The 22,637-nt window shown below is 44.0% G+C and carries 14 protein-coding genes and 1 pseudogene; 1 reads left to right on the top strand and 14 read right to left on the bottom strand.

Annotation, left to right across the window (positions count from 1 at the left end):
* Positions 1-117: 117 nt before the first annotated feature.
* The 13 genes and pseudogenes from ACFSB2_RS03080 to ACFSB2_RS03020 form a co-directional block, all read right to left on the bottom strand.
* Positions 118-1,623, bottom strand: coding sequence for a UxaA family hydrolase (locus ACFSB2_RS03080; protein WP_377941178.1), 1,506 nt, complete (start codon positions 1,621-1,623; stop codon positions 118-120).
* A gap of 572 nt (positions 1,624-2,195) precedes the next feature.
* On the bottom strand, positions 2,196-3,041 hold the full coding sequence (locus ACFSB2_RS03075; RefSeq protein WP_377941175.1) for an amidohydrolase family protein: 846 nt from the start codon (positions 3,039-3,041) through the stop codon (positions 2,196-2,198).
* 601 nt (positions 3,042-3,642) lie between these two features.
* Entirely contained in the window at positions 3,643-4,611 is a 969-nt protein-coding gene (locus ACFSB2_RS03070) for an aldo/keto reductase (protein WP_377941174.1), read from the bottom strand.
* A 168-nt stretch (positions 4,612-4,779) separates the two neighbouring features.
* Positions 4,780-4,923 (bottom strand): DUF5110 domain-containing protein, encoded by a 144-nt coding sequence (locus ACFSB2_RS03065; protein ID WP_377941177.1) that lies wholly within the window; start codon positions 4,921-4,923, stop codon positions 4,780-4,782.
* A 418-nt stretch (positions 4,924-5,341) separates the two neighbouring features.
* Positions 5,342-7,054: an alpha-L-fucosidase gene (locus tag ACFSB2_RS03060; RefSeq protein WP_377941173.1), complete on the bottom strand. Its 1,713-nt coding sequence runs from the start codon at positions 7,052-7,054 to the stop codon at positions 5,342-5,344.
* A gap of 13 nt (positions 7,055-7,067) precedes the next feature.
* On the bottom strand, positions 7,068-8,993 hold the full coding sequence (locus tag ACFSB2_RS03055; RefSeq protein ID WP_377941171.1) for a beta-L-arabinofuranosidase domain-containing protein: 1,926 nt from the start codon (positions 8,991-8,993) through the stop codon (positions 7,068-7,070).
* A 165-nt stretch (positions 8,994-9,158) separates the two neighbouring features.
* Complete coding sequence (locus ACFSB2_RS03050) at positions 9,159-11,234, bottom strand: beta-galactosidase (RefSeq protein ID WP_377941169.1); 2,076 nt, start codon at positions 11,232-11,234, stop codon at positions 9,159-9,161.
* 34 nt (positions 11,235-11,268) lie between these two features.
* Positions 11,269-13,362 (bottom strand): beta-galactosidase, encoded by a 2,094-nt coding sequence (locus ACFSB2_RS03045; RefSeq protein ID WP_377941168.1) that lies wholly within the window; start codon positions 13,360-13,362, stop codon positions 11,269-11,271.
* 134 nt (positions 13,363-13,496) lie between these two features.
* Positions 13,497-14,924: an alpha-L-fucosidase gene (locus tag ACFSB2_RS03040; RefSeq protein ID WP_377941167.1), complete on the bottom strand. Its 1,428-nt coding sequence runs from the start codon at positions 14,922-14,924 to the stop codon at positions 13,497-13,499.
* Positions 14,925-15,037: 113 nt separating this feature from the next.
* Positions 15,038-15,457 (bottom strand): annotated as a pseudogene (locus tag ACFSB2_RS03035) (RbsD/FucU family protein); the annotation flags it as partial.
* Between the two features lie 288 nt (positions 15,458-15,745).
* Entirely contained in the window at positions 15,746-17,419 is a 1,674-nt protein-coding gene (locus ACFSB2_RS03030; RefSeq protein ID WP_377941176.1) for an extracellular solute-binding protein, read from the bottom strand.
* Between the two features lie 108 nt (positions 17,420-17,527).
* Complete coding sequence (locus ACFSB2_RS03025; RefSeq protein WP_377941166.1) at positions 17,528-18,430, bottom strand: carbohydrate ABC transporter permease; 903 nt, start codon at positions 18,428-18,430, stop codon at positions 17,528-17,530.
* Between the two features lie 14 nt (positions 18,431-18,444).
* Complete coding sequence (locus ACFSB2_RS03020; RefSeq protein ID WP_377941165.1) at positions 18,445-19,407, bottom strand: ABC transporter permease; 963 nt, start codon at positions 19,405-19,407, stop codon at positions 18,445-18,447.
* Positions 19,408-20,103: 696 nt separating this feature from the next.
* Between ACFSB2_RS03020 and ACFSB2_RS03015 the strand changes: the two genes are divergently transcribed.
* The gene (locus ACFSB2_RS03015; protein ID WP_377941164.1) at positions 20,104-20,973 is read left to right on the top strand and encodes an AraC family transcriptional regulator; all 870 of its coding nucleotides are present in this window, start codon (positions 20,104-20,106) and stop codon (positions 20,971-20,973) included.
* A gap of 173 nt (positions 20,974-21,146) precedes the next feature.
* Here ACFSB2_RS03015 and ACFSB2_RS03010 read toward each other — a convergent pair whose 3' ends face one another.
* Positions 21,147-22,145 (bottom strand): LacI family DNA-binding transcriptional regulator, encoded by a 999-nt coding sequence (locus ACFSB2_RS03010; protein ID WP_377941163.1) that lies wholly within the window; start codon positions 22,143-22,145, stop codon positions 21,147-21,149.
* Positions 22,146-22,637: the final 492 nt, after the last annotated feature.

Genomic DNA, 22,637 nt, shown 5'->3' with positions numbered 1-22,637 from the left:
AACATCGCTGTTTCAACCATTATTTGCGGATTTTCCAGTGGATTCTTGCGGGAAATTCCGCTTTGTCCCTGTTTTCGTCACCTCAATGCCGAGAGGCTATTTTAATTTGTCTATCATTCACAAAGTGACACCATCTTTAAAAATAGCAATCTCTCGATATCCGCCCCGCTCGCTTGCAGTCTGAACATCGCCGGATGCTACGGAAAGGATGAAATCAAACAACGAATCACGAAGTGTGTCTACTGGGACCCCCTCAAGAAGCGGACCGGCGTCAAAATCGATCCAGTGGGTCTTGCGAAGAGCCAAGTCCGAGTTCGTCGAAATTTTCACTGTTGGCACTGGCCCGCCAAACGGCGTGCCGCGCCCCGTCGTGAACAGAACCACATGAGCGCCAGCGGCTGCCAAGGCAGTTACGGAAACTAAGTCATTCCCCGGTGCCTGCAACAGATTTAATCCTGTTTGAGATACGCGATGTCCGTACGGGATTACATCCACCACAGTTGCATGACCACCCTTCTGTGTGCAACCAAGAGATTTCTCTTCAAGCGTGGTGATCCCCCCCTGTTTGTTTCCCGGTGAAGGATTCTCATAGATCTGTTGACCATGGCGCAAAAAGTATTGTTTAAAATCATTGATTAAGGAAACTATCTTTTGATAGACTGCATCATTCACTGCTCGATTCATCAGAATCGTTTCCGCCCCAAACATTTCAGGGACTTCCGTCAGAATGGTTGTGCCACCTTCCGACACAACGACGTCTGACAGTAAACCAACTAAGGGATTTGCCGTGATCCCTGAGAATCCATCCGATCCACCGCATTTCAATCCAATCTTCAGCTTTGCAATCGGCACCCGTTCCCGCACAAATTGCTCGGCATATTCCACCAATTCTTCAATAAGATCTAATCCAGCTTCGATTTCATCATCGACTTCCTGCACTTTCAGAAAACGAATCCGCTCAAGCGAATCTTCGCCTAAAATACCACGGAAGGAGTCGATCTGATTATTTTCGCACCCGAGTCCGACAACAAGTACGCCTGCAGCGTTTGGATGCTCTGCTAGAGAGGCAAGCAATCGTTGAGTATGAGCGAGATCGTCGCCTAGTTGCGAACAACCAAATGGATGAGGAAAGTGATAGACTCCATCAACTCGGCCATGAAATCTCACATTCGCTTCTTTAACAAAAATTTCACACGTTTTATTGATGCACCCTACAGTATTTAAAATCCAGATTTCATTACGTATGCCCACTTCTCCATTGGGTCTCACATATCCCTGAAAAACACGTTCTGTAACTTTAATAGATTCTGTTGCCGGAACCTCAGGCACATGGTGAAACGTATTCTCCTCGATGCCGTCCAATCCGGTCTCGAGATTGTGCGTATGTACCCAGCTTCCAATCAAAATATCTGTTTTTGCTCGGCCAATTGAATAGCCGAATTTGTGTACATCCATTCCTCGCTTGATAGGACAAATTGCAATTTTATGGCCTTTCATTACATCATCGTTCAATATGATGGTCTCATCAGCTTGATTGTGAATTCGAATCGATTCTCCCGCAAAAAAGTTTCGAACTGCAACGACCACGTCGTCTTCAGGGTGCAACTGAACCACTTGGTTCAAAGACTTATTCACCGGATTCCCTCCAATCCTTTCAAATGGTTTTGAAATTGATCGCACAGATTGTCCGTGCCGCTGAAATCCTGCCCCCAGATCCGTGCATTGGAGAGGCGTTCAGTGGTGAGCTGTAGAACGTATTCAAGGAATGAAGGCAAGATCCGTACCAGAAACTTACTTATGCTATTCATGGCGATATCGAGTAGTCGTGTCCGGAGAACCATCGAAATGTACGAACAGTTTATACAAAAATTGCGTTACACGGGAAAAGATTGCGGACATCTGTCTTCAAACACACGCACCACCAACGCATAGATACCGTCTTGAGTCTTCAGGTCGCGGAGCTTTTCCGCCCCGCTTGGACGAGGTTGAGTTAAAACGATACTCCCATGATACGCGCCTTGCTTGTGAGCCTCGTGAATCATCCAGTCAAAAAACCTCGGAGAAAGTTGCGCTATTGAGTTGCAAAACTTTGATTGGTGACTCTAACATGGAATGGTACAGTGCATATTCGGGCCTACTCGTCTCAAAATGATTGTGATTCAGTACCTTGTATGACATCAGAGAGCCGCCCACCTTTACAAGACGTTGGATGGAAGTTTATAAAATCGCGCTGCATTATAGCCGAATATGTTTGCCCTCTCCGGTTCCAACAGCGTCTCTGGGAGACTGGAATTCGCCAACTGCCATACGTCATCGTAGGACGCAGCGAGCAAACACACAGGCCAATCACTTCCGTAAATCACTCGTTCCGCTCCAAAGACTTCGATAATATGAAGGACATACGCAGTAAAATCACTCGGCGCCCATTTTTCACGCTCAGCCTCCGTAACCATACCGGACAATTTGCAGTAGATTTGCGGATAAGATGCAATTTCGGCCATATGTTCCTTCCAAGGCTGGAGGGACGCATGTGCAATATCTGGTTTGGCGAGATGGTCTACAACCCCACGCATCCTTGGCACAGCCTTTAAAAGTTTCAGCAGAACCGGAAGTTGGCTTGCTTTCACTAATAGATCCACGGGCACATTCAACTTAGCGTACTCTCGTAGTGCATCAATTACATTGGGCCTCAAGATCAAGCTCGGATCTTCCATGTCCTGGATCATAACCCGGAACCCTACAAACTTCTTGTACTGAGAAAAACGGTCGAAGTGTTTCCTATGGAAAGGGTCCGCTAAGTCAAACCAGCCAACTACGCCCACGATGGTTTCTTCCTGTTCACTGAGATGCAACAAGAACTCAGTTTCTTCTACTGTCGGCGCTGCTTGCACCACGATCGTCTTATCAATACCATGAGACTGAAGGTGTGGCGAAAGGTCTCTTGGAAAAAAATCACGATATAATACGTTTATGTCGCGCGTAATCCACCCGTAGTCGTTCCGGTTGATCCTCCAATAATGTTGGTGAGCATCGATTCGCAAGTGTGCACCTCCCAGTTGGGCAAATTCGGAATGACATCAAAATCCCTAAAATACGGCTTTACATTTGTCCACATTCTTCAATCACACCATAATCATACTGCCTAATCAGAGTATTTAAATAGCTAAAACCTCCATTTTTGTACTGTTTTTTAAGCTGGTGCAGGCGATGCATGAATACTCGTGCCATCGATCGCGAGATTTACGAAACCCAGAAATTGCTCTCGAACTGTGTAAAGGAGGAATGTCTAAGCAAGAAACGAGTTGCGCGTTATATGCAACGTATGGGACTAGTCACAATATTTTGAATCGAGGACATCACTTGAGGAGCAACTCTGAAGGTTTATATCGTGTTCCCATTTGCCAACACTTCAACTCATATCAACTGAAGACTGCTGAAGGTGAGTTTTCGTAGTCTTTAGAGGTGTGATTTTTGCTCACACCTCTAAAGATAGATTTCTGAAACAATTTATGGGTATCAATAATTAAATCCATATATTAAAGAAGCATCTTTGCTTCCATCCCTCCGCTTTCGAGTTGGGAAATAGATAATGTATCTTTCATTAATCACATCCACCTGCGGGATAAAATGTATATTACCTCCCTATTTAGTAAATCTATTCGCTTCGGGATCGTCAATATCAAAGCCAATGGCCCCTAGTTTTGTCCAAAGATCAGCAGGTATGTGATAATTCGAAAGCTCTAACGTTTGAGCGATGCGTTCCGGCTTGGACACACCCACAACCGTGCTCGTTACACGCGGGTCACGCATGGAGAATTGAAGCGCTGCTGCCGCTAGGGGTACGTTGTATTCCTGACACACTGCTGCCATCTCGCGAGCGCGATCAAGCACAGACTGCGGTGCACTCGTATAGGCATAGCGAGCGTAAGCATCGGGACCTTTTGCCAAAATACCACTGCCATAGGGGGCGGCGTTGATGACTGCAACACTTAATCGATTTGCAACTTCAAGTAAAGGCTCTGCGGATCGATTGAGTAGAGTATACCGATTGTGAGTCTCGACGGCGCTGAACTCACCCGTTTCCACATAACGAATGAGCATGTCGATTGGTCCACCCGATATACCAATGTGATCGATGATTCCCTGGTCCTTAAAGTTTTTTAATACTTCAAGTGGCCCTCCGGAGGCCATAACATTTTCAAACGTGGTATGTTCCGGATCATGAATATAAACATACTGCAATTTATCTAGCCCCAGTCGGAGAAGGCTTCCTTCAATAGAACGTTTGATTTGTTCACCGCTAAAGTCACCAGTCTGCAAGTTACGATCCGCTTTAGTGGCAAGTACGAAGCCCTCCGGAAGTCTACCCATCTCCTTGATAACCTTGCCAATACGGCGTTCGCTTTCACCGTCACCATAGGCCGCGGCTGTATCGAGGAAGTTGATAGAACTGGCAAAAGCAGCACGAATCGTCGCCAACGCAATTTCTTCCGGTACGCTGTAAGTAAAGGTTTCAGGCATATCACCGAGTGGAGCAGCACCGACACAAAGCGGTGTGACAAACAGTTCAGTGTTACCAAGTGGTCGACTGGATAGTATAGTTTTAGACATAGGACAAACCTCGCTTCTTCTTAAAAAATAAATAGATGTCGATTACTTACTTCAATCAATCAGATTTTTACAGACAGGTGACTTCGATGCCAGCGATCAGCTCCGATTCCGGCTCCTTCTGACACGTGGACAACGTGAAATTTTCTCACAGAGGACATTCCAATGTACTCACCATTCGCCTTTCCTGAAATTGACGATGAGGTCTTGGTCGTGCCATCTGATTTCAATTAACGAAAACGTTCCTGACTCATAGTCATAGCCATCTCCTGCATCTTCGTAAATTACGAATTTCCCGGATGCCCCGGGGTAAATCCTTAATTTAATGATTGGAGAGCAAGTCTGTAGAAGACAATGGTACTATCTACGCCCAATAGATAAATCAACTATCTTGGCAGTCGGTTACGTTCATCAAGATAAACTTTTCATCAAAATACCATGTGGATGGCTAGGCAAGCTTGGAGGATGATGTCAACAACAATCGCATCACACGCACTCTCTTGCCAACTATCATTTACTGAGTCCAGTCGTCTTAACATAGGACCAACCATTTTGCTTTCCATCTGTGCCAACGCTGAGTTATCAATGTTCAACGCTTCGATATTCCCTTAAGGACATTAGCCGCTACGGAACAATAACATGTCCCGTAGCGTTAAAATCCGACCTGTTGCACATGTACATTTCAGCAAACATAGAACTACGAGTGGACCAACATTCGCCTTTTGTCAATTCATCATTTAGATGGTACAAGTTGAATACTCAGTAAAGGCAGCCCACTCAGGTTTCTTCCGTTGATCTTAATGGCTTTCAGTTCTGTCTTACAATGCTCAGCTTTATCTATACGGACGCGTCCTACACTTATTGAAAGCCTCTCGTTCGGCGAACTCCCAGTTGTATGATTCTCTACCTGACATTCTAGAGTTTGGCCGTTGATAACGATTTGAACTTCATGACCATAGTCCCATTTCTGGTTGTTTGGGCCGCTCAGTACAGTAAGTTCAACGTCATATTCCCCCGTACGGGTGGCAATATAATCCCAACTAAGCCAATCGTCGGAGTAGAACCAGTCTTTTATAGCTCCTGACCGAGCAAGACCTATCGTGCTGTTTCCTGCATTCTTATGAATGGATGCCTGCGTGGCAGAAAGTTGGATAACACCCGAGTCATCCTGGATAATCGTTTGATCCACGCTGGGTTCGCCATCTATCTCGACAACCAACACCGTACAATATGGATCAGGAGTTATTTGAGGTAGCTCGATTTCCATCCGGTCATAACCCAACGCATGGTCCTTGTATTGCTTATACGTTATTTGGCAATTGCGATCGGAAAGAAGATAACATCCTTTTACTTGATTTCTCAAACCAACGAGAGATATGACCTCTTGCCAATCATACACGTGAAAGTATAATTGGTCTTCCTTATATGTGACCCTGCCCCATTGAGGACGTTTTACAAACGGCGAACCTTGGGTTCCATATATAGCTTCACCATTGACGCTCATCCATTTGCCGACGATTCTCAAACGTTCCTGTGCTTCTTCAGGTATCACACCTTCGCCAGTGGGACCTACATTTAACAAATAATTCCCGCCCAAACTCACAATATCCACTAATTGATGGATGAGTTCTTCTGGTGAACGATACTCATTGCCTGGTTGTGAATAGTAGCCCCACCACGTGCAGATGGTCATGGGTGTCTCCCAGTCCACACCAGCCGGGATCCCCGGTATTTCGCAATCACCTAGACTCATGTAATCATAATCTACTTGTTCATCGTCAGATACACGACTGTTTACGAGACAGTTTGGCTGTATTTCCCTAATCCAATCCACCAATTCCTGGGCTTGATCTGGTCGTATCATGGACGGTGTGTCGAACCAGATTATCCCTATCGGTCCATACTGGGTAAGAAGTTCTTTAAGCTGTGGTTTATCAAATTCATCTATATAGGTTTGGAGATTTTTACGCCACTCTTCGCGGTAATCCCAAAAGTTACCGTAATTGCCACACCAGTTTGGTCCATTCACCTCAAGGCTTTGGGCATGTGGATGGTGCCACTCACGAACATGGGAGTAGTAGAAGCACAGCTTTAGACCTTCACGTTCGCAGGCCAGTGCCAGTTCTGTCATGACGTCACGTCCATAAGGGGTACTATCAACAATATTAAAAGGGCTCACTTGTGTATTAAACATGGAAAAACCGTCATGGTGCTTGGCAGTGATGACAATATATTTCATGCCTGCGTTTTTAGCCAGTCTTACCCATTCTTCTGCATCAAATCGGGTAGGGTTAAACTCATTTGCGAATTTTTCATACTCTCTTACAGGAATTCTCTCGTTATACTGCACCCATTCACCTCTACCAAGCTGGCTGTAGAGGCCCCAATGGATGAACATGCCAAACCGACTTTCCCTCCACCACTTTTTTCTTTCTTCTGCTTTCATACTAGCACCTCATTCACTTTATCTTGATATCTTGTTTTCGTATTGGAAAATAGACAGTATAGGTTTCGTCCTCGATATCCATTAAGCTGATAAACCGAAAGTTTCTTATTTGATTAACCGTCTTGTATGAACCATCACACCAAAAACTGTGATGTCTTTCGTTGTGCGGAATCAGGAGCGTTTCCGGGCGTTCCTGATCTCCCTCTAAGAGTCGCTCTTCATCGACCAGGCCGGCTAAAACGATGGGTCCATCCATAAATGCCACAGTACCAGGCTGGTCTGGTACTGGTACTGTCGTAATTTTCTTCGGAAATTTAATAGAAATCGTGTCTCTATACCACACCTTGCTGATTCGGAAAAACGAGTTTTCACTGCTCACAATCGGATTGGTTTCACCATTTAACTCAATAATCGGTTGTTCATTCACCCACCAAGGGACTCGAAGCTTTATCTCAAACTCGGTCGGTTTGTCACATTGTATCTGAAGCTCATAGACATACTGGTTCGGTCGCTCACTTGGGCTCTGCGGCCGATGAACGTGTTGGATAGAGTCGTGTCCTTCATCATTAAACGTCTGCATGACCATTGTTCCGCTTTGAGAAAGTTGGTTAAGCTGTACTTGTACGTTCGTTCCGCCATAATGCCATGAGGTCCTGGATGGTATATACTGACTCACCACGAAACCACTTTGGTCCTCGTGGAAAATAGCGTGATCGTATGAAGCTTGCGCTTGTACCAAAGTACCATGACAGCACCAAAAATGATTTGTCTCGCTCCCCCACACTTTTTTGCTACCGGGTTCCATATCCAGAAAATAGGAAACCATTCCTGTTTGCTTGCTTTGTTGTGCTAAAACTCCATTCAGAAGATTTCTCTCCCAAAAATCCGCGTATTTCGCCTTTCCGGTCCAGCGGTACAGCACCTCCGCCAGACGCATCATGTTGTAAACAACGCAATGTTCCTGAGCGGATCCGAGTCTTGATGCCAGTTTATGCGGCGGCGTCCAAACCTCCCCGCAAGACACTCCGCCAGTACAATATGTGCCACGTTTTTCGACTGCCGCTTCCCAAAAGGCAAGCGTTACGTCTCTCCATCGCCTATCACCCGTCACTTCCCAGACTCTCGCCGCGCCTAGTATTTCGGGAATTTGTGTATTCGCATGTTTGTTAGTCAAGACATCCTCACCACGTAAAAGCGCATCGAAGAATCTCGGACGATCATAGCGGTACATCAACTCCCGATGCCTCTCATCTCCAGTCGCCGCATATAAATTCGCCCACGCCTCCAACATACCACCGGTTTCAAAGTCCAAAATACAATTCATCTGTTCGCGATCGAAAGCTTCAGTCCAACGATAAAACCAATCGGCGAATCGGATCGAAATAGATAACGCTTCCGGTATGTTCATAAGTCGGTTCACATCGTATAAACCTACAAAAAGCTTATGGACCGTGTACTGTGGAGCCCAAACCTTCTTACCAGCTGCGATGCGATGCATGAACGTTTCCGGAAAGGCTGCTACCCATTCCCCTCCATTCGCGACTTGACAACGGGCAAGTTCTCTTACAATAAACGCGACCTTTGCTCGAATTTGTTCGTCCCCGGTCTGCGCGTATACATTCGCTGCAGCAGACAACCAGTGGCCTAGAAAATGGCCACGTAACTCACAAGTTGGCGCTTCCCAGCCCCAATGCCAAGTTGAGGGATGGTCCTGGGAAATATCCGGACCAATGGATGTGCCCGCACTGCCGCTGTAGCTCCATAACCCAGCTTCTTGATAATATGTTCTGAGCAAATTGGTTGAACTTAGGCTCATCAGGTACTTCACGTTCAAATCAAACCGAGCCATGTAAGGACTGGCTAACAACTTTACAATGCCAGGCTCAAAATGTTGCAAGGTGTGTTGTTGAAGAGTTCCAACTGTATGCGACGTTGTCATTGGCTATTGCTCCTCTCTGAAATTTGATTGAATCATGTCCAATCACGAAATGGTACAAGATAAGTTGCCTACCACCGCTGTCAACCTTTTATCGTTCAACCAGCGGTACACGGCAGCCACTTCCCATGTGTTTCACCGCAATCGTTACAATGTGCCACAATGTCATCACCACACTTGTTTACTGGAACGCTTTAAGACCCGAACGTCATAAGCAGGTAGATGGAGTTGAGACGTCTTGGTCTCGCCAGATATAAGATCCTTGAATATATCGGGTGGCAGTTCGATTGTGCAATCTGATGACTTAAAGTTCATTATGAACACATAATCGTCGATCCCGTCGGTACGTATCTGAGCAGTGACACCCTGTGGCAGTTCGGTGTCAATACCGCGAAAAATTCCTGTGTTCCGAATTAAAGCATTCATGAAATCTGCATTAAACGACTCCTGCCCCCGGGCCGCAATGTAATACCCGTATCCTTTGCCATACCGATTTAAAGTAAGCGCTGCCCGCTCAGCATAGAAATCATCTTTGTATTGTGCAAGTGATTCAGCACCCTCTAAGTGAACGAGGTCGCATAGTTCACTTACCTGATATGACCCGGTCATGCCAAGTATGTTCCCAGCTTGCATCGCAATCTGGTTTGACTCTTCGTCAATCAGTGAATCGATTTCTTCGGACCAAATCCCTAGAACCTTTCGTAATGGGCCTGGAAATCCACCAAGGAAACAAAGGTCATTCTGATCAACTATTCCAGACCAATAGGTAGTGACAAAAATGCCTCCCGCTTCGACAAATGCTTCAATTCTCTCGGCGACACCAGGACGTACCATATATAACATTGGAGCAATGAGCAATTTGTATTTCGAAAAGTCACAATCCATATCAATGACGTCAACTGGTACACCATTCTCCCACAATGGGCGATAAAATTGCTTTACCGTTTCCTCATAGTGAATTCCGCTGTTACGGGGCCCCTGTGCACCTTTGATAGCCCATCGATTTTCCCAATCGAAGATGAGTGCAACTTCGGGATTTACGGATGTTCCAATCAATTCTGTCAAATTCTCAAGCGTTTCACCAACAGTTTGAACTTCTTGGAAAACACGAGTATGTTCGTGCCCTGCATGATCGACAACCGCCCCGTGGAACTTTTCACTGGAACCACGGCTCTTCCGCCACTGGAAATATTGAACGGTATCCGAGCCATGTGCAATCGCCTGCAACGAAGAAAGGAGATGCATACCCGGGCGTTTGAGTTTACTGACTCGCTGCCAATTTGTAGTCGAGGGTGTACTCTCCATTAGAATAAACGGACGCCCACTTTTAAGAGAGCGATTGATATCATGAATAAACGAAAACGTGGAAGCCAGTTCGATATCATCCTCCGTTTCATGCCAGGTCGGGTACGCATCCCATGAAATGACATCGAGAACATCAGCGAATTTCCAATAATTGAGCCCTTCGTAGATTCCCATAAAATTGGTGGTTACGGGCAAATCAGAGTTGACTACACGGAGTGGTACAATTTCATGCCGACAAAAGTCAACGGTTTGTTCCGTTACAAATCGCTTCCAGTCCAAAGCGAGTCCATGTACGCTTGTTTCCCCATGTGGAGCAGGGGATTGAATTTGCGACCAATCCGTTACTGTGTGACTCCAAAATCCAGTCCACCAAGCATGATTTAATTCATCTAAAGTCCCATATTTCATCTTCAACCAGTTGCGAAACGCTTCTTGGCAATGCTCACAGTGACATTCTCCTCCATACTCGTTGGAAATGTGCCATCCAATGACAGCAGGATGATGGCCATACCGCTGGGCCAGCTTTTCGTTGATGATGGCTACTTTTTCTCGATAGATTGGTGATGTATAGCAGTGATTGTGCCGCTGACCAAACAGATTGCGTACACGATTCGCTTCGACCCGCAACACTTGCGGGTATTTCTCCGCCATCCAGGCCGGCCTCGCTCCGCTTGGCGTTGCCAAAAAAGCATAAATTCCGTTTTTCGCGAACTTATCTAGAAGCTTGTCCAACCATTCGAAGCGAAACACACCTTCTTCCGGCTCGAGCGCCGACCAAGCAAAGATACCAACCGACATCACGTTGCAGTGTGCCATTTTCATCAAGCGAATGTCTTCCTCCAGCACCTCTGGATACTTCTGCCACTGGTCCGGATTGTAATCTGCACCATGCAGGAAGAAAGGAGCTTTAAGACTGATAGGAGGGTATTTTCTACTCATTCCATCACCTTTTCTTTAGATTTATTACTCGCTATTACACCTCTAAATTCACGAGGTCCAACCCAATTGAAGCGTCCAGTAGCGCATTGCTATTCGTTAACGAGGTGTGTTCCCCCCGACCTTTTAGGACTTTGACCCCGTATGGTTCTAACTCTAAGGAGGCTCCTTGACTTGGTCCCTGCAGCGTTTCGTTCATCGAGACCGGAGTGGATACCATTTGCGTCGAAGGCGTGGTGTTCACGTACACAATGGTGTCACCAATTTGCCTAGCTATCACTCCGTGCGGTGTGTCTGGGCCCGGTGTGATTTCCAACTCCTTGTAGAAGTATCTCAACAGGGCACGTATGAGCTCTAATGTCGCAGGAACAGCCACGTACACTGCGCGCCCCTTCCCATAGAAGTTATTGGTCACTGCAGGCAATTTCTGTCCAAGGTTTGTGAATGTCGCCAGAACATTCGCGGTCGTCGGCTCCAGAATTTCATAGTAGTCAATGGGAAAGTCCAACATTTCATCTTCCATTTGAATTCCTGGACATTCTCGACGCAGGTCCATTTTCTGTTTTTCAAGCCCACCTTCATTCATGTCAGAATAATGGAAAACTGGTCGTTCGAAGGCATTCGCGCGTATTCCGAAAACATCACTTAGACGTCCAGGCATCGGTACATCAAATACACGATTGTTTTCGTCCACTTTGGCAGAATAAGCAGTCATAATCACTGTTCCACCGTGTTCCACATACTCCCGAATGTTACCCGCACAAGCCTCATCCATGATACAGTGCCCTGGCACTATCATGACCTTATAGTCCTTTTCCACATCTCGTAGGTCGATGATATTGCAATCCACATTGTCCTCACATAATGCCAGGAAAGATTGCATGACCTGATCCAAGTACCCTGTTTGGTAATAAGGTTTCTGACCTTCTGAAATTTTGAAGGACTCAAATGAGTAGGCTAATGCAACATCTGGTTTACCCACATAAGGAAATCCGACAAATTGTAAGTTCTCTATTTCCTTTGCAAACTGTTGAAATTCATCTAATTTTCGGCTGGGAGTGCCATCATGATCGAGTAATCCATATAGGTACTGTTCCTCACCACCTAGCATTGTTCTCCAGGTCCATGCACAAATGGCTTCTGCACCAAACAACAGTGCCAAGTACGCATACATTCGCAGTCCCCCTCTTGGAGGGGCGTACGCACCAAAGGAACCTGTCTGAAATTCTAGACACCAGATGGGATGGTCCCTCTCACCGATCCGATGACGAATGGTGAAACAAGCTCCAAACAAAGCATTTGTGTCTTCCGGATTGACCCCTGGGTAGAACCCTGCTCCAGGCAAATCAAAGATGTTTTGATATTCTTTTAAATAGTCGAAACCAAGAGCTGAGTTTTCACCCCAATGATTGGTGGCTTCCCTGGAGTTGGGGGCATGTTTCCTGACAATGGCACTTAAGCCATGGAGATACGCAAGTTGCTCGTCTGAATAAAATCGCCACATATCCAACATGCGTTCAGGTGCTCCTGAAACAGCACCTGACACAGGAAACTCAGCATCCTCAAAACGATTCAGCCGTCTGGACCATCTTTGCGCTGCCCATGCGACATTTAATCTTTCTATGCTCACATATTTTTCGCTTAGCCACTGAATAAATCTCTGCCGGGCCTCGTCTGAGTATGTGGGAATTCCACACCCTATCTCATTACACAATCCAAATGCAAACAAAGCAGGATGTCCTTCATATCGCTTAACCAAAGTCTCTGCAAATCTGTAGGCATATTTTTGAAACGCTGGATCTCCTACATCTTCCATGTAGCGAGAGACGGGATTCAAGCGATTTCTGTATCTATCCGTGATATTGATGCTTGGATGTTTTCGATGAAGCCAAGTCGGCGCAGGGCGAGTTGCAATGTCTAAGACAACCTTGATTCCCGCCTCGGAGAAAAGATCCATAACTTCATCGAACCAATCGAAAGTATAGTTCCCCTCTATGGGCTCAAAGCTGTCCCAACATAGGTGCCCGAGTCGTACCAAATTGAATCCTGATTCCTTCATCAGGCGTATATCCACAGGCCACCGTTCCTGCGACCAGTCGTGTGGATGATAATTTGTCCCAACATAAATCACAAAGAATCACCTCAAGGTATCGAATAAAAATAAGGAAAACTTTATACCCTCCACTCATTTTTACGTCTAACAAAGACCATTCCTTTAGTAGCATTGAACCGTACCATGGTTAATCGCTTCTTGATCTAGAATCACTATGCATTTGGTCCGAGATAAACCTCGCAGCTACTTAATGTAGGACACCATCTTGATTCCATGATTGTGATTCGAAGGTATCTGGCTTTTATTTTGTTAAAGCGCAAAATTCGCTTGTAACCAACGATTGTGCCTTGACTAAATTCCTTCCAAGCGGCCGCATCTTGATACTCAATTTTAAAACGTTCAATTCTTTGACCTGATTGAATGTGTTCTTTTAGCACAATTCGATTAAATACTTTCTCTTCTCCTAGGTCGATCTCTATATGAGCCCGCTCTGTTCCCAATTTTGGACTCCAAAATGTATCGGAATTTCTGTCGAATAGATTCACAGCTTCATGTTCCTTGTCCATACTTTCAGATGCAGTTGCTGATGAACCTAATGCAAGATCATTTTGAAAAGTGCTCCTTAAAACCTGGCCTAATTCCTTCAGTCTTTTGACGTCCTCTTCATGGAATCTCCCTCGTTTATCTGGAGGAATATTCAAAAGAAAGGTTGCATTCCCACCAACTGACTGATAATAAACTTCCAAAAGTTCCTGTAAAGGCTTTACTTTGTCATCTTCATGTGCGTGATAAAACCACCCTGGTCTAATAGAGGTATTGACTTCAGCGGGGTACCAAATCAGTTCTCCGGCGTTGCGAATCACCTCTCTACTTCCTAAATCCTCATCTTCTGATCGAACCAAATTTCGAAATTCTGTATCGTCCGCTTGTTGTGATTTTTCTTGGATTTTTTCGCGATCTCTCAACTCCTCCGGTACAACGCTCCACTCGGATTCTCGACAGTGACCTGCCTCATTTCCCACCCATCGGACGTCAGGCCCACAAACACTAATGACAGCATTCGGTTGTACTTCCCGAATCACTTGATAGTATCCATCCCAATCGTAAATTTGTGTTTTTCCATTAGGTCCTTCACCACAAGCTCCATCAAACCACACACTGAAAATATCACCATAGTTCGAGAGTAGTTCTCGAAGTTGATCCTTGAAGTATGTGTTGTATTCATCAGTACCATATCGGCTGTCGTGCCGATCCCAGGGCGATAAGTAAACTCCTAATTTTAAATCATATTTCCTACAGGCATCGGAGACTTCTTTTACAACATCCCCATCCCCGTGCCGCCATGGACTATTTTTCACCGAATGATCCGTATATCGACTCGGCCACAAACAAAAGCCATCATGATGCTTGCAAGTCAGAATGAGCCCACGCATACCCGCAGACTTACAGGCCTGAGCCCACTGTTCCGCGTTCAAGTCAGTAGGATCAAAGATGGAGGGTTCTTCATCCCCTAGTCCCCATTCCCTATCAGTGAAAGTGTTTACTGTAAAATGAACAAATGCATAGAACTCAGTTTCTTGCCAATTCAATTGACGTTTAGTAGGGCTTACGAGAGCTGATTTTTGAATAAAATTAGACATTTAAGTTCCTCCTAAATCACACTATTGTCTGCATATAAATCAGTGTCTAGTTTGTCTCTGCCAGAGTTGATGGTCGCTTCTGGGCGCTCAGATAAGCGAAATTCCCGCTCAGAAACTACTCCTTTTTTTAAAATCAGATTCCCCTTAAATGATTGGTCGCTTGTGGCAATGATCGCATAAGCTTTTCGAGATCTTTCATAAAACTCAAACCGCTCTAGATAGCCTAGATCGGTAAACGACATTTCCTGGTCTCTTAACGCGCGACGATAATCATCCCAGCAATCAGGAGCCTGTTCATCCTGATTCAGATCCATGACAATCGCTGCGTGTGTAACAAATTGATCCAACGGAAAAAATTCTAAAATAGCCGGCAACAATTGCATAATATAATGGCCGTCATACCTGATCAGGCGTCTTGCGCAGGCAGCAGCGGGAAAATTACCATCTGCAAGTACAATTTCATCTCCATGTCCCATTTCCATGAGGCATTTCATGAGTTCTGGGGAAAATATCTTTGGAATTCTTTTCAACAAAAAAACCATTCCCTTCACGCTAGCAATGTTGAATATATTCAATCCGAAATCCACGAAGTTGATTAGCATGGAAGGATCGAGCAGATACGCATCTCATGGCAGAATCTCGATTCGCCAAATCACCATGTCCTTTATCTTCAATGCACTAAAGAAGAAATCGTGTCTAATAAAGTATTGCATTGACTCTTCTTTAAAGTTGTCCTGCAGCATGGCCGTTTATTGCCATGCTGCAGACTTTTGCACCTCAAAACGGTTGGCGAAACATCTGTCTCTCAAACAGGACTTTATTCAGTTTTTTCCAGATTTTAAAGATAACAAGAACTTCACATCCGCAGGATCTGACTTGAACGAACTTGTGTCAAATGGCTGCTTCATGGCTGTCTGTGCCATCTGGAGATATTGTTTCAAACTGAGATTTTCCACGCCTTTTACATAGGTGTTCCAATCTTGGTTGATAGACTTACTCCCAATGATAAACTCACTCATCCACTGCTCTACAAAGCTGTCGATGTTGGTTTGATATAACGAATATTGCTCAGCTTCGTTGGACGGAATCCAAGCTATTCCACTCGGGTATACATACTGCGGTTGGTGTCCAGCATAAAATTGTTCTGTCTCTAATTGTAGTAGGCTTTGATTTACTCCGTTATAACTGAATGGTGGCGCTGCAACATCGCCGTTCCGCCATGCTTCGTTCTGGAACATAGGCCCCATTTGACTATAACCTTCATTCTGTGGGCCTATGAGTTTACCCCAATCCGTTTTGAAAAGTGCTTGTTTCCCAGTCATCCCTAGCTGTCCTTTTTTGGCTAGTGTCCAAAGTTGCCCGGGCGGTCCATAGTCAAACGTTTCAGTTCCTATCGGCGTCCACATGAAATTCAATAATTTCATTAGTTGAATTTCTTGACTCTTGGTCGCTTTATTTGTGATGGTAAATGTGGCTCCACTGGAACCCATTCCGTAAAAGGCCGCATACTGAACTCCGTCTGGGCCTTTCAGTGGTGGAACTGTCTGCCACACTTTATAGTTGTTGCTAGTTGGAGTATAGTTCACAACACCGGGAGTTCCACCTGGTATAACTCCAACTTTCCCTTGGGCAACCTCCCTTTGCAAGACCGTAGACTGTTGGCTCAGTGCCTGCTTATCCAGTAATCCCTCAGTATACAGGGTGTGGACATATTCTAGGCCCTGCTTCCATTGTGGCTGTATCGGCGCAAAAGTGACTTTTCCATTTTCAATGTCGAAATAGTCGCTTTGAGCACCTTGGGTAAATGTGTTTCCATCGTCATAAATAAATGCGTTCATCAGATACGTGAATGGCTCCGAGTTCCAACCATCTGTATCTCCAGATAGCGGAATGAGTCCATGCTGCTTAAATACTTGCAGAACATGTGTAAATTGTTGAGTCGTGGTCGGCATCTGTAGCCCATACTTTTTCAAAAGCGTGGTGTTGATCCACATTTTATTGGACCAGTCACAGTGAAAACAGTAATTGACTCCAGGAAGACCATAGATGTTTCCATCCGGCGCCGTCACGTCTTCTTTCAACCCAGGCACTGTTTGAATCCCTTTCCACACGTTTGGAGCATACTTCTTTATCAAGCTGTTTAAAGGGACAAGGATGCCTTCCTGCGAATACTTCAGTATATCCTGATGGGAAAACGAGCCACTCCAGAACACATCCGGATAATCTCCACTTGATAATAGTAAGGACTGTTTTGTCGAAGCATCGCTACTCGGAGCCTGCACCCAATTGATTTGCATATTAAATTTCTTTTCAATATATTTTGTAAATGCATTCGTCTTTAGATTGACACCTACACCCGGTGAAGCAAACATCGAGATTTCACCACTACTTGATGATGAATTAGACTTCCCGGTACCACTGTCACAACCTACCGTACCAAGAACTAAGAGCGTGGCGATTCCAGCAGATAGTACGGCTTTTTTAGATGACTTCATAGCCAACGTTTTAAACCCCCTAGCATCCATTTTCATAGAGTGTAGTACATGGTTTTCGGAACAATAACTTAGAGATTAGGTACACGCGAATTTCATCTGTGCGAAGAATTATTCCTTGACCGAACCAATCATCACCCCCTTAACGAAGTACTTTTGAGCAAGCGGATACATCAACAGCACAGGCACACTCGCCACCACAATCAACGAGTATTGCAACAATGTCTTCATATCTTGAAATAGTTGCAACTGTTCGGGTGACAAGTTTAATGAACTCATTGACACGCTGTTCTCTATCAACACTTCTCGCAACACCAATTGCAATGGATAGAGACTCTGTGAATTCAGGAAAATCAGGGCATTGAAATACGAGTTCCAGTTTGCAACCACTGACCACAATACTAAAACCGCAATAATGGGCTTTGATAACGGCAGTACGATACGTAGCAGAAAACCAAAATCACTGCACCCATCCAATTCGGCTGCTTCGTATAAATCTTCTGGAATCGTCGACTGAAAGAACGTCTTTGCTACGATTACCGAAAATACGCTCAAAGCTCCAGGTATGATCATTGATAATCGCGTGTTTAACAGCCCCAGTGATTTCACCAGCAGGTAGAACGGGATCAACCCACCGCTAAACATCATTGCGAACAACAATGTCCAAACGAAAAATTGGCGACCATAGAAGTCTTTTTTCGATAATGGGTACCCCATCATGATTGTCAGCGCCACACTCAAGATGGTTGCACCGACCGTGTAAATCAGCGAGTTCAGATACCCTGTCCACACCTCTGGGTAACGAAACACAGCCTGGTAACCGTATAATGTCGGATCCACCGGCCACAGCCACACCTTCCCAGCAGTCACCGCCGAAGCGGAGCTGAAAGATGAACTGAATACATAAATTAATGGATAAGCCACAATGATCATGATGATGCTCAAGAAGACATACACTACGGCCAAGAAAATTCTGTCTCCCATCGCTTCGCGCACTACGACAGAGCCCTTCATTCGCTCCCACTCCTTTAAAACAAGCTGGTCTCGGATACTTTTCGAGCAACAAAGTTCACAATTAGAATGAGCACAAACCCAATGACGGAATTCATCAACCCAACCGCTGCTGCAAAACTGAAATTTGCATCAACTAAACCCATTTTGTACGTGTACGTTGAAATAATTTCCGAGGCACCTAAGTTCAAAGAATTTTGCAACAAGTAAGCCTTTTCAAAACCAACCCCCATGATCCCCCCGACGGCAAGAATAAATAGAATGATGATGGTGGGTCGAATCGCAGTAAGATCAATGTGCCAGATTTTTTGCAATCGGGATGCCCCGTCAATCTTCGCTGCTTCGTACAGTTCCGGATTAACGTTCGACAATGCTGCTAAATAGATCACGGCCCCGTACCCTGTCTCTTGCCAAACACCAGACCAGACATAGAGAGACGGGAATGCCTTCGAGCTACCAAGGATATCCGGGACATTATGGATGCCCAATAATTGTGCAAACTGTCCCAACAGCCCTGACGTCGGAGATAATATGATTTCCATGATCCCAACCATTACAACGGTGGAGATAAAGTAGGGTGCATAGGTAAACATCTGCACTGTGCGCTTGAAGCGCTCGTGTTTGACCTCGTTTAAAGCAAGCGCAAGAATAACTGCTGCGGGTGTGCCAACCAGAAGGGTATAGATGCTGATGGTCAAAGTATTGTGAATCACTGGCCAAAAATAAGGTGAGTGATAGAAGAAAGAAAATTGTTGCATTCCAATCCAGGGACTGTGCCAAATTCCTTGTACAGGGTTGTAATTGCGAAAGGCAATCTGTGCGCCTGTCATCGGGATATAGTTGAAAATCACTAAAAAAGCGAAAGGCACTGCAATCACCAAATACAACTGCCAATGACGCTTAATTCTCCTGAAAACAGTTTTGTTTTTGGACTTCGATGCAGATTGGCTGCGGGTTGATATCGCCATTTCCGTATCCAAAATAACTTACCTCCTTAAATAAATTTATTGTTTTGATATCGATAACAATCTGTTATCGATATCAAAACAATAGCAGTTAAATTAGGTCTGTCAACTAGATAAAAGGAGACATCTCAAAAGTAATGAAAACTGCTTTAGCAATTAAGGGATGCAACACTTTGACAATCTTTTATACCTGCACCTTCATACAAATGCTATATAATTTTAGTCTTTATTTTAGTCTTTAGTCGGATTAAATATTAAGAAGTGGCTTGGATGAAGCCCGGTTACCAATCTCGAAATCGTACAAAGGAGCAATGCCTTTGAAAGGGTAACGCAGATGAGATTCTGTAGCAATCGCGCATATACCAACGTTCCATCATGGGCTAAGTAAAGCAACTAGGAAAGCAAGGACCTTTCAATACTCATCGCATCAAACACCGCTGTTGGAAATTCGAGTGGATGAAACGTACCAGTCGAACCTTAGCGCCGGTTGATGCCAGCGTCCAGTCACCCATATAGCAAAGAACTCCAGTCGTCCTCATAATTGTGATCCATTACACTTACGGCTGCCCCCCACTATATTGAAAATACTTGATTCTTCGTATATTCTCAATCATAACAAAATGCGAAGATATCAAAATAGCGAATTTTATCATAATCATACTGTTATTTAAGCAAAAACAATGTCTAATTTTAAGAAAAGGGTTGACCAAAATGAATCCAATCAAGAAGAACATTCCATTTTCCAATGTGCTATTCCCCTTTCTTATGACATTCAAAGACCAGAAAATGCCTGAAAATGAACTGCCAGATCACATCCATGATTGGCATGAAATAATTTACGTTTATGACGGAACAGGAACATTTTTCATCGATAAATCTTTTCACACGATGGAGAAGGGCAACTTTTTCTTCATTCCAAGGAACACAATTCACAGAGCTATGCCCGATATTTCGAATCCAGTTACCTCCACAGCTGTTTTCTTCAGTAAGTTTGTCCTCGGAACAGAGTCATTTGGGGATTACATGACGGTTCGTGGAGTGATGGAAGAATGGGAGAAAAAAAGAGGATATAAGATTCTATTATCCAGTGAGCAGCAACATTTTGTAGAAGAGAAACTTGATACAATTCAAAGGGGAATACTGAATCAAGATTTTGGGTATCGTCAGTCCATTGTACTTGAACTACAAATAATATTACTACAATTATGTCAGTCCGTATTTAAGTGTGGAGCAGATGGTAGTGGCACTTCGGGAATTACTGGTTCTCCAGGCTTAGAACTAGCACTCCAGTACATTGACACCCACTTGACCGAGACAATCTATTTAAATGACTTGTCCCCCCTGGCAAATATGAGCCCACCTTATTTTAGCCGCGTATTTAAACAAATGATAGGGTTAACTTTGACCGAATACATAACAACCAAAAGAATCGTACGTGCAAAAGAATATCTAGAAAAAACAGACGAGAAGATCTTTCTTGTGGCCGAAAATTGCGGATTCACCAGTCTTCCCCATTTCCATAGAACCTTTCTTAAGTATGCTGGCTTGACACCCGGCTCCTACCGCAAAATTAAGCACTAATGTATCTTATTAGCATATCTCATGGACTACTCTCTGGTATAACTGAAAGTTATGTTTTGTATGCTGTTGAAAGAATGAAATGGGAACCCATACAATCGTACGTCGGCTTTATTTTATACCTCCTGTATTTAATCTCTCCAAATCGAACTTGTGTTTATCAACTAATTTGCGCACTAGCTTGACTTCCCAACTAACAATTTTGAGGGAAGTAACATTTTTCGATTTTTGATGATCTTCCCGTTAATTCGCTCAATGAGATATTGCATTCCAATATATCCAAAATCATAGGCTGGTTGTGCCGCTACTGTTAAAAACGGATTAAAATCTTGGATAAATTCCGGATTATCAAAACATACTACAGCCATATCTTCAGGAATCCGCATCCCAATTTTACGTAATGATTTAATAACACTTACACCTATAAAATTATTAGCTGCAAGAATTGCCGTTGCTCTATGAGGAACATTTACTGACAATATTTCATTCACGATATCGTCAGTACTTTCTTGCTTATAGCGTGTTTGAAAAATAGGAGATATGTTATTTTCCAGTTTTTCTCGATTCACAATGTCTTTAAAAGCCTTCTCTCTCTCTCTGGCATTAGATACATAATCTGGTCCGTTAATCAAAACAATTCTTCTATGCCCACGCTCGATAAGATGTTTCATTAATAGCTCTACCCCCTGTCTATTATCACCGAGTATCAAATCAGATGTGATGCCTTCCACCTCACGATCAACGAGTACAAAAGGTATTTTATACTTACTTAGCATATTCAAATTATGAATAGAAATATCACCTGATGGAGCAATCATAACCCCATCCACACCAGCTGAAATTGTCGCCCTTATATAATTTGATTCCTTATCAACTTCTTCGTCACTATTGCTTAATAGTAATTGATAACCTAACTCCGCAGCTTTATCTTCTGCACCACGAGCTATATTCGTAAAAAAGGGATTAACAATATCTGTTACAATTAGAGAAACTAACTTATTTCGCTTACCAACTAAATTTCGTGCTGCTTTATTTGGTATATAATCCATTTCTTCGATGATTTTTTCTACTCTTCTTCTTGTACTTTCACTAATTAAGTTGGAATTATTAATTACTCGAGAAACTGTCATTGGAGAAACGTTCGCTCTTTTAGCAATATCGTAAATTGTAACCATACGATATTCTCCTTATCGTTTTTTATTTACCATATTTCAATTGATAATTATCAATTAGAACATAAGGAGTGTAATTCAACAACAATTCTATATAAGTTTTAAATAGTAACATCTGAAAAAGTCCATAATCAAAAACCAATAAATGTAAATATAACAGTGAACGCAAAGTAGCGTACACCTCGTAACTACATGAAAATGAACCTCTTGTCTACTTGATCAGAGCGTGCCATATCTGCCTGTCTTTCTTTCAGTATGTGCCGCGCAGTTTTCGGTTACTTGCTTCTTCAATTATGTCTGCGAAAATCCGAATTCTTCCGACTCATCGCGAAGTAGTCTGTCTCATAAATGTTCGTTTTTGAGACAAAGTGACACATAGCCATGCGATAAGTAGGGGCTGCTGAATGATTCAAAAGTCCAATAATAGCAAGGGTTTCGCGTATCAAATGTCGAATTAAAGTGTAAGGATTTTGAACGGAACGGGTGAAAAACCGT

The organism is Alicyclobacillus fodiniaquatilis (assembly GCF_042678105.1).
Taxonomy (GTDB): domain Bacteria; phylum Bacillota; class Bacilli; order Alicyclobacillales; family Alicyclobacillaceae; genus Alicyclobacillus; species Alicyclobacillus fodiniaquatilis.
Note: the sequence above shows the minus strand (reverse complement) of the source record. Positions and strands in the feature narration are given on the sequence as shown.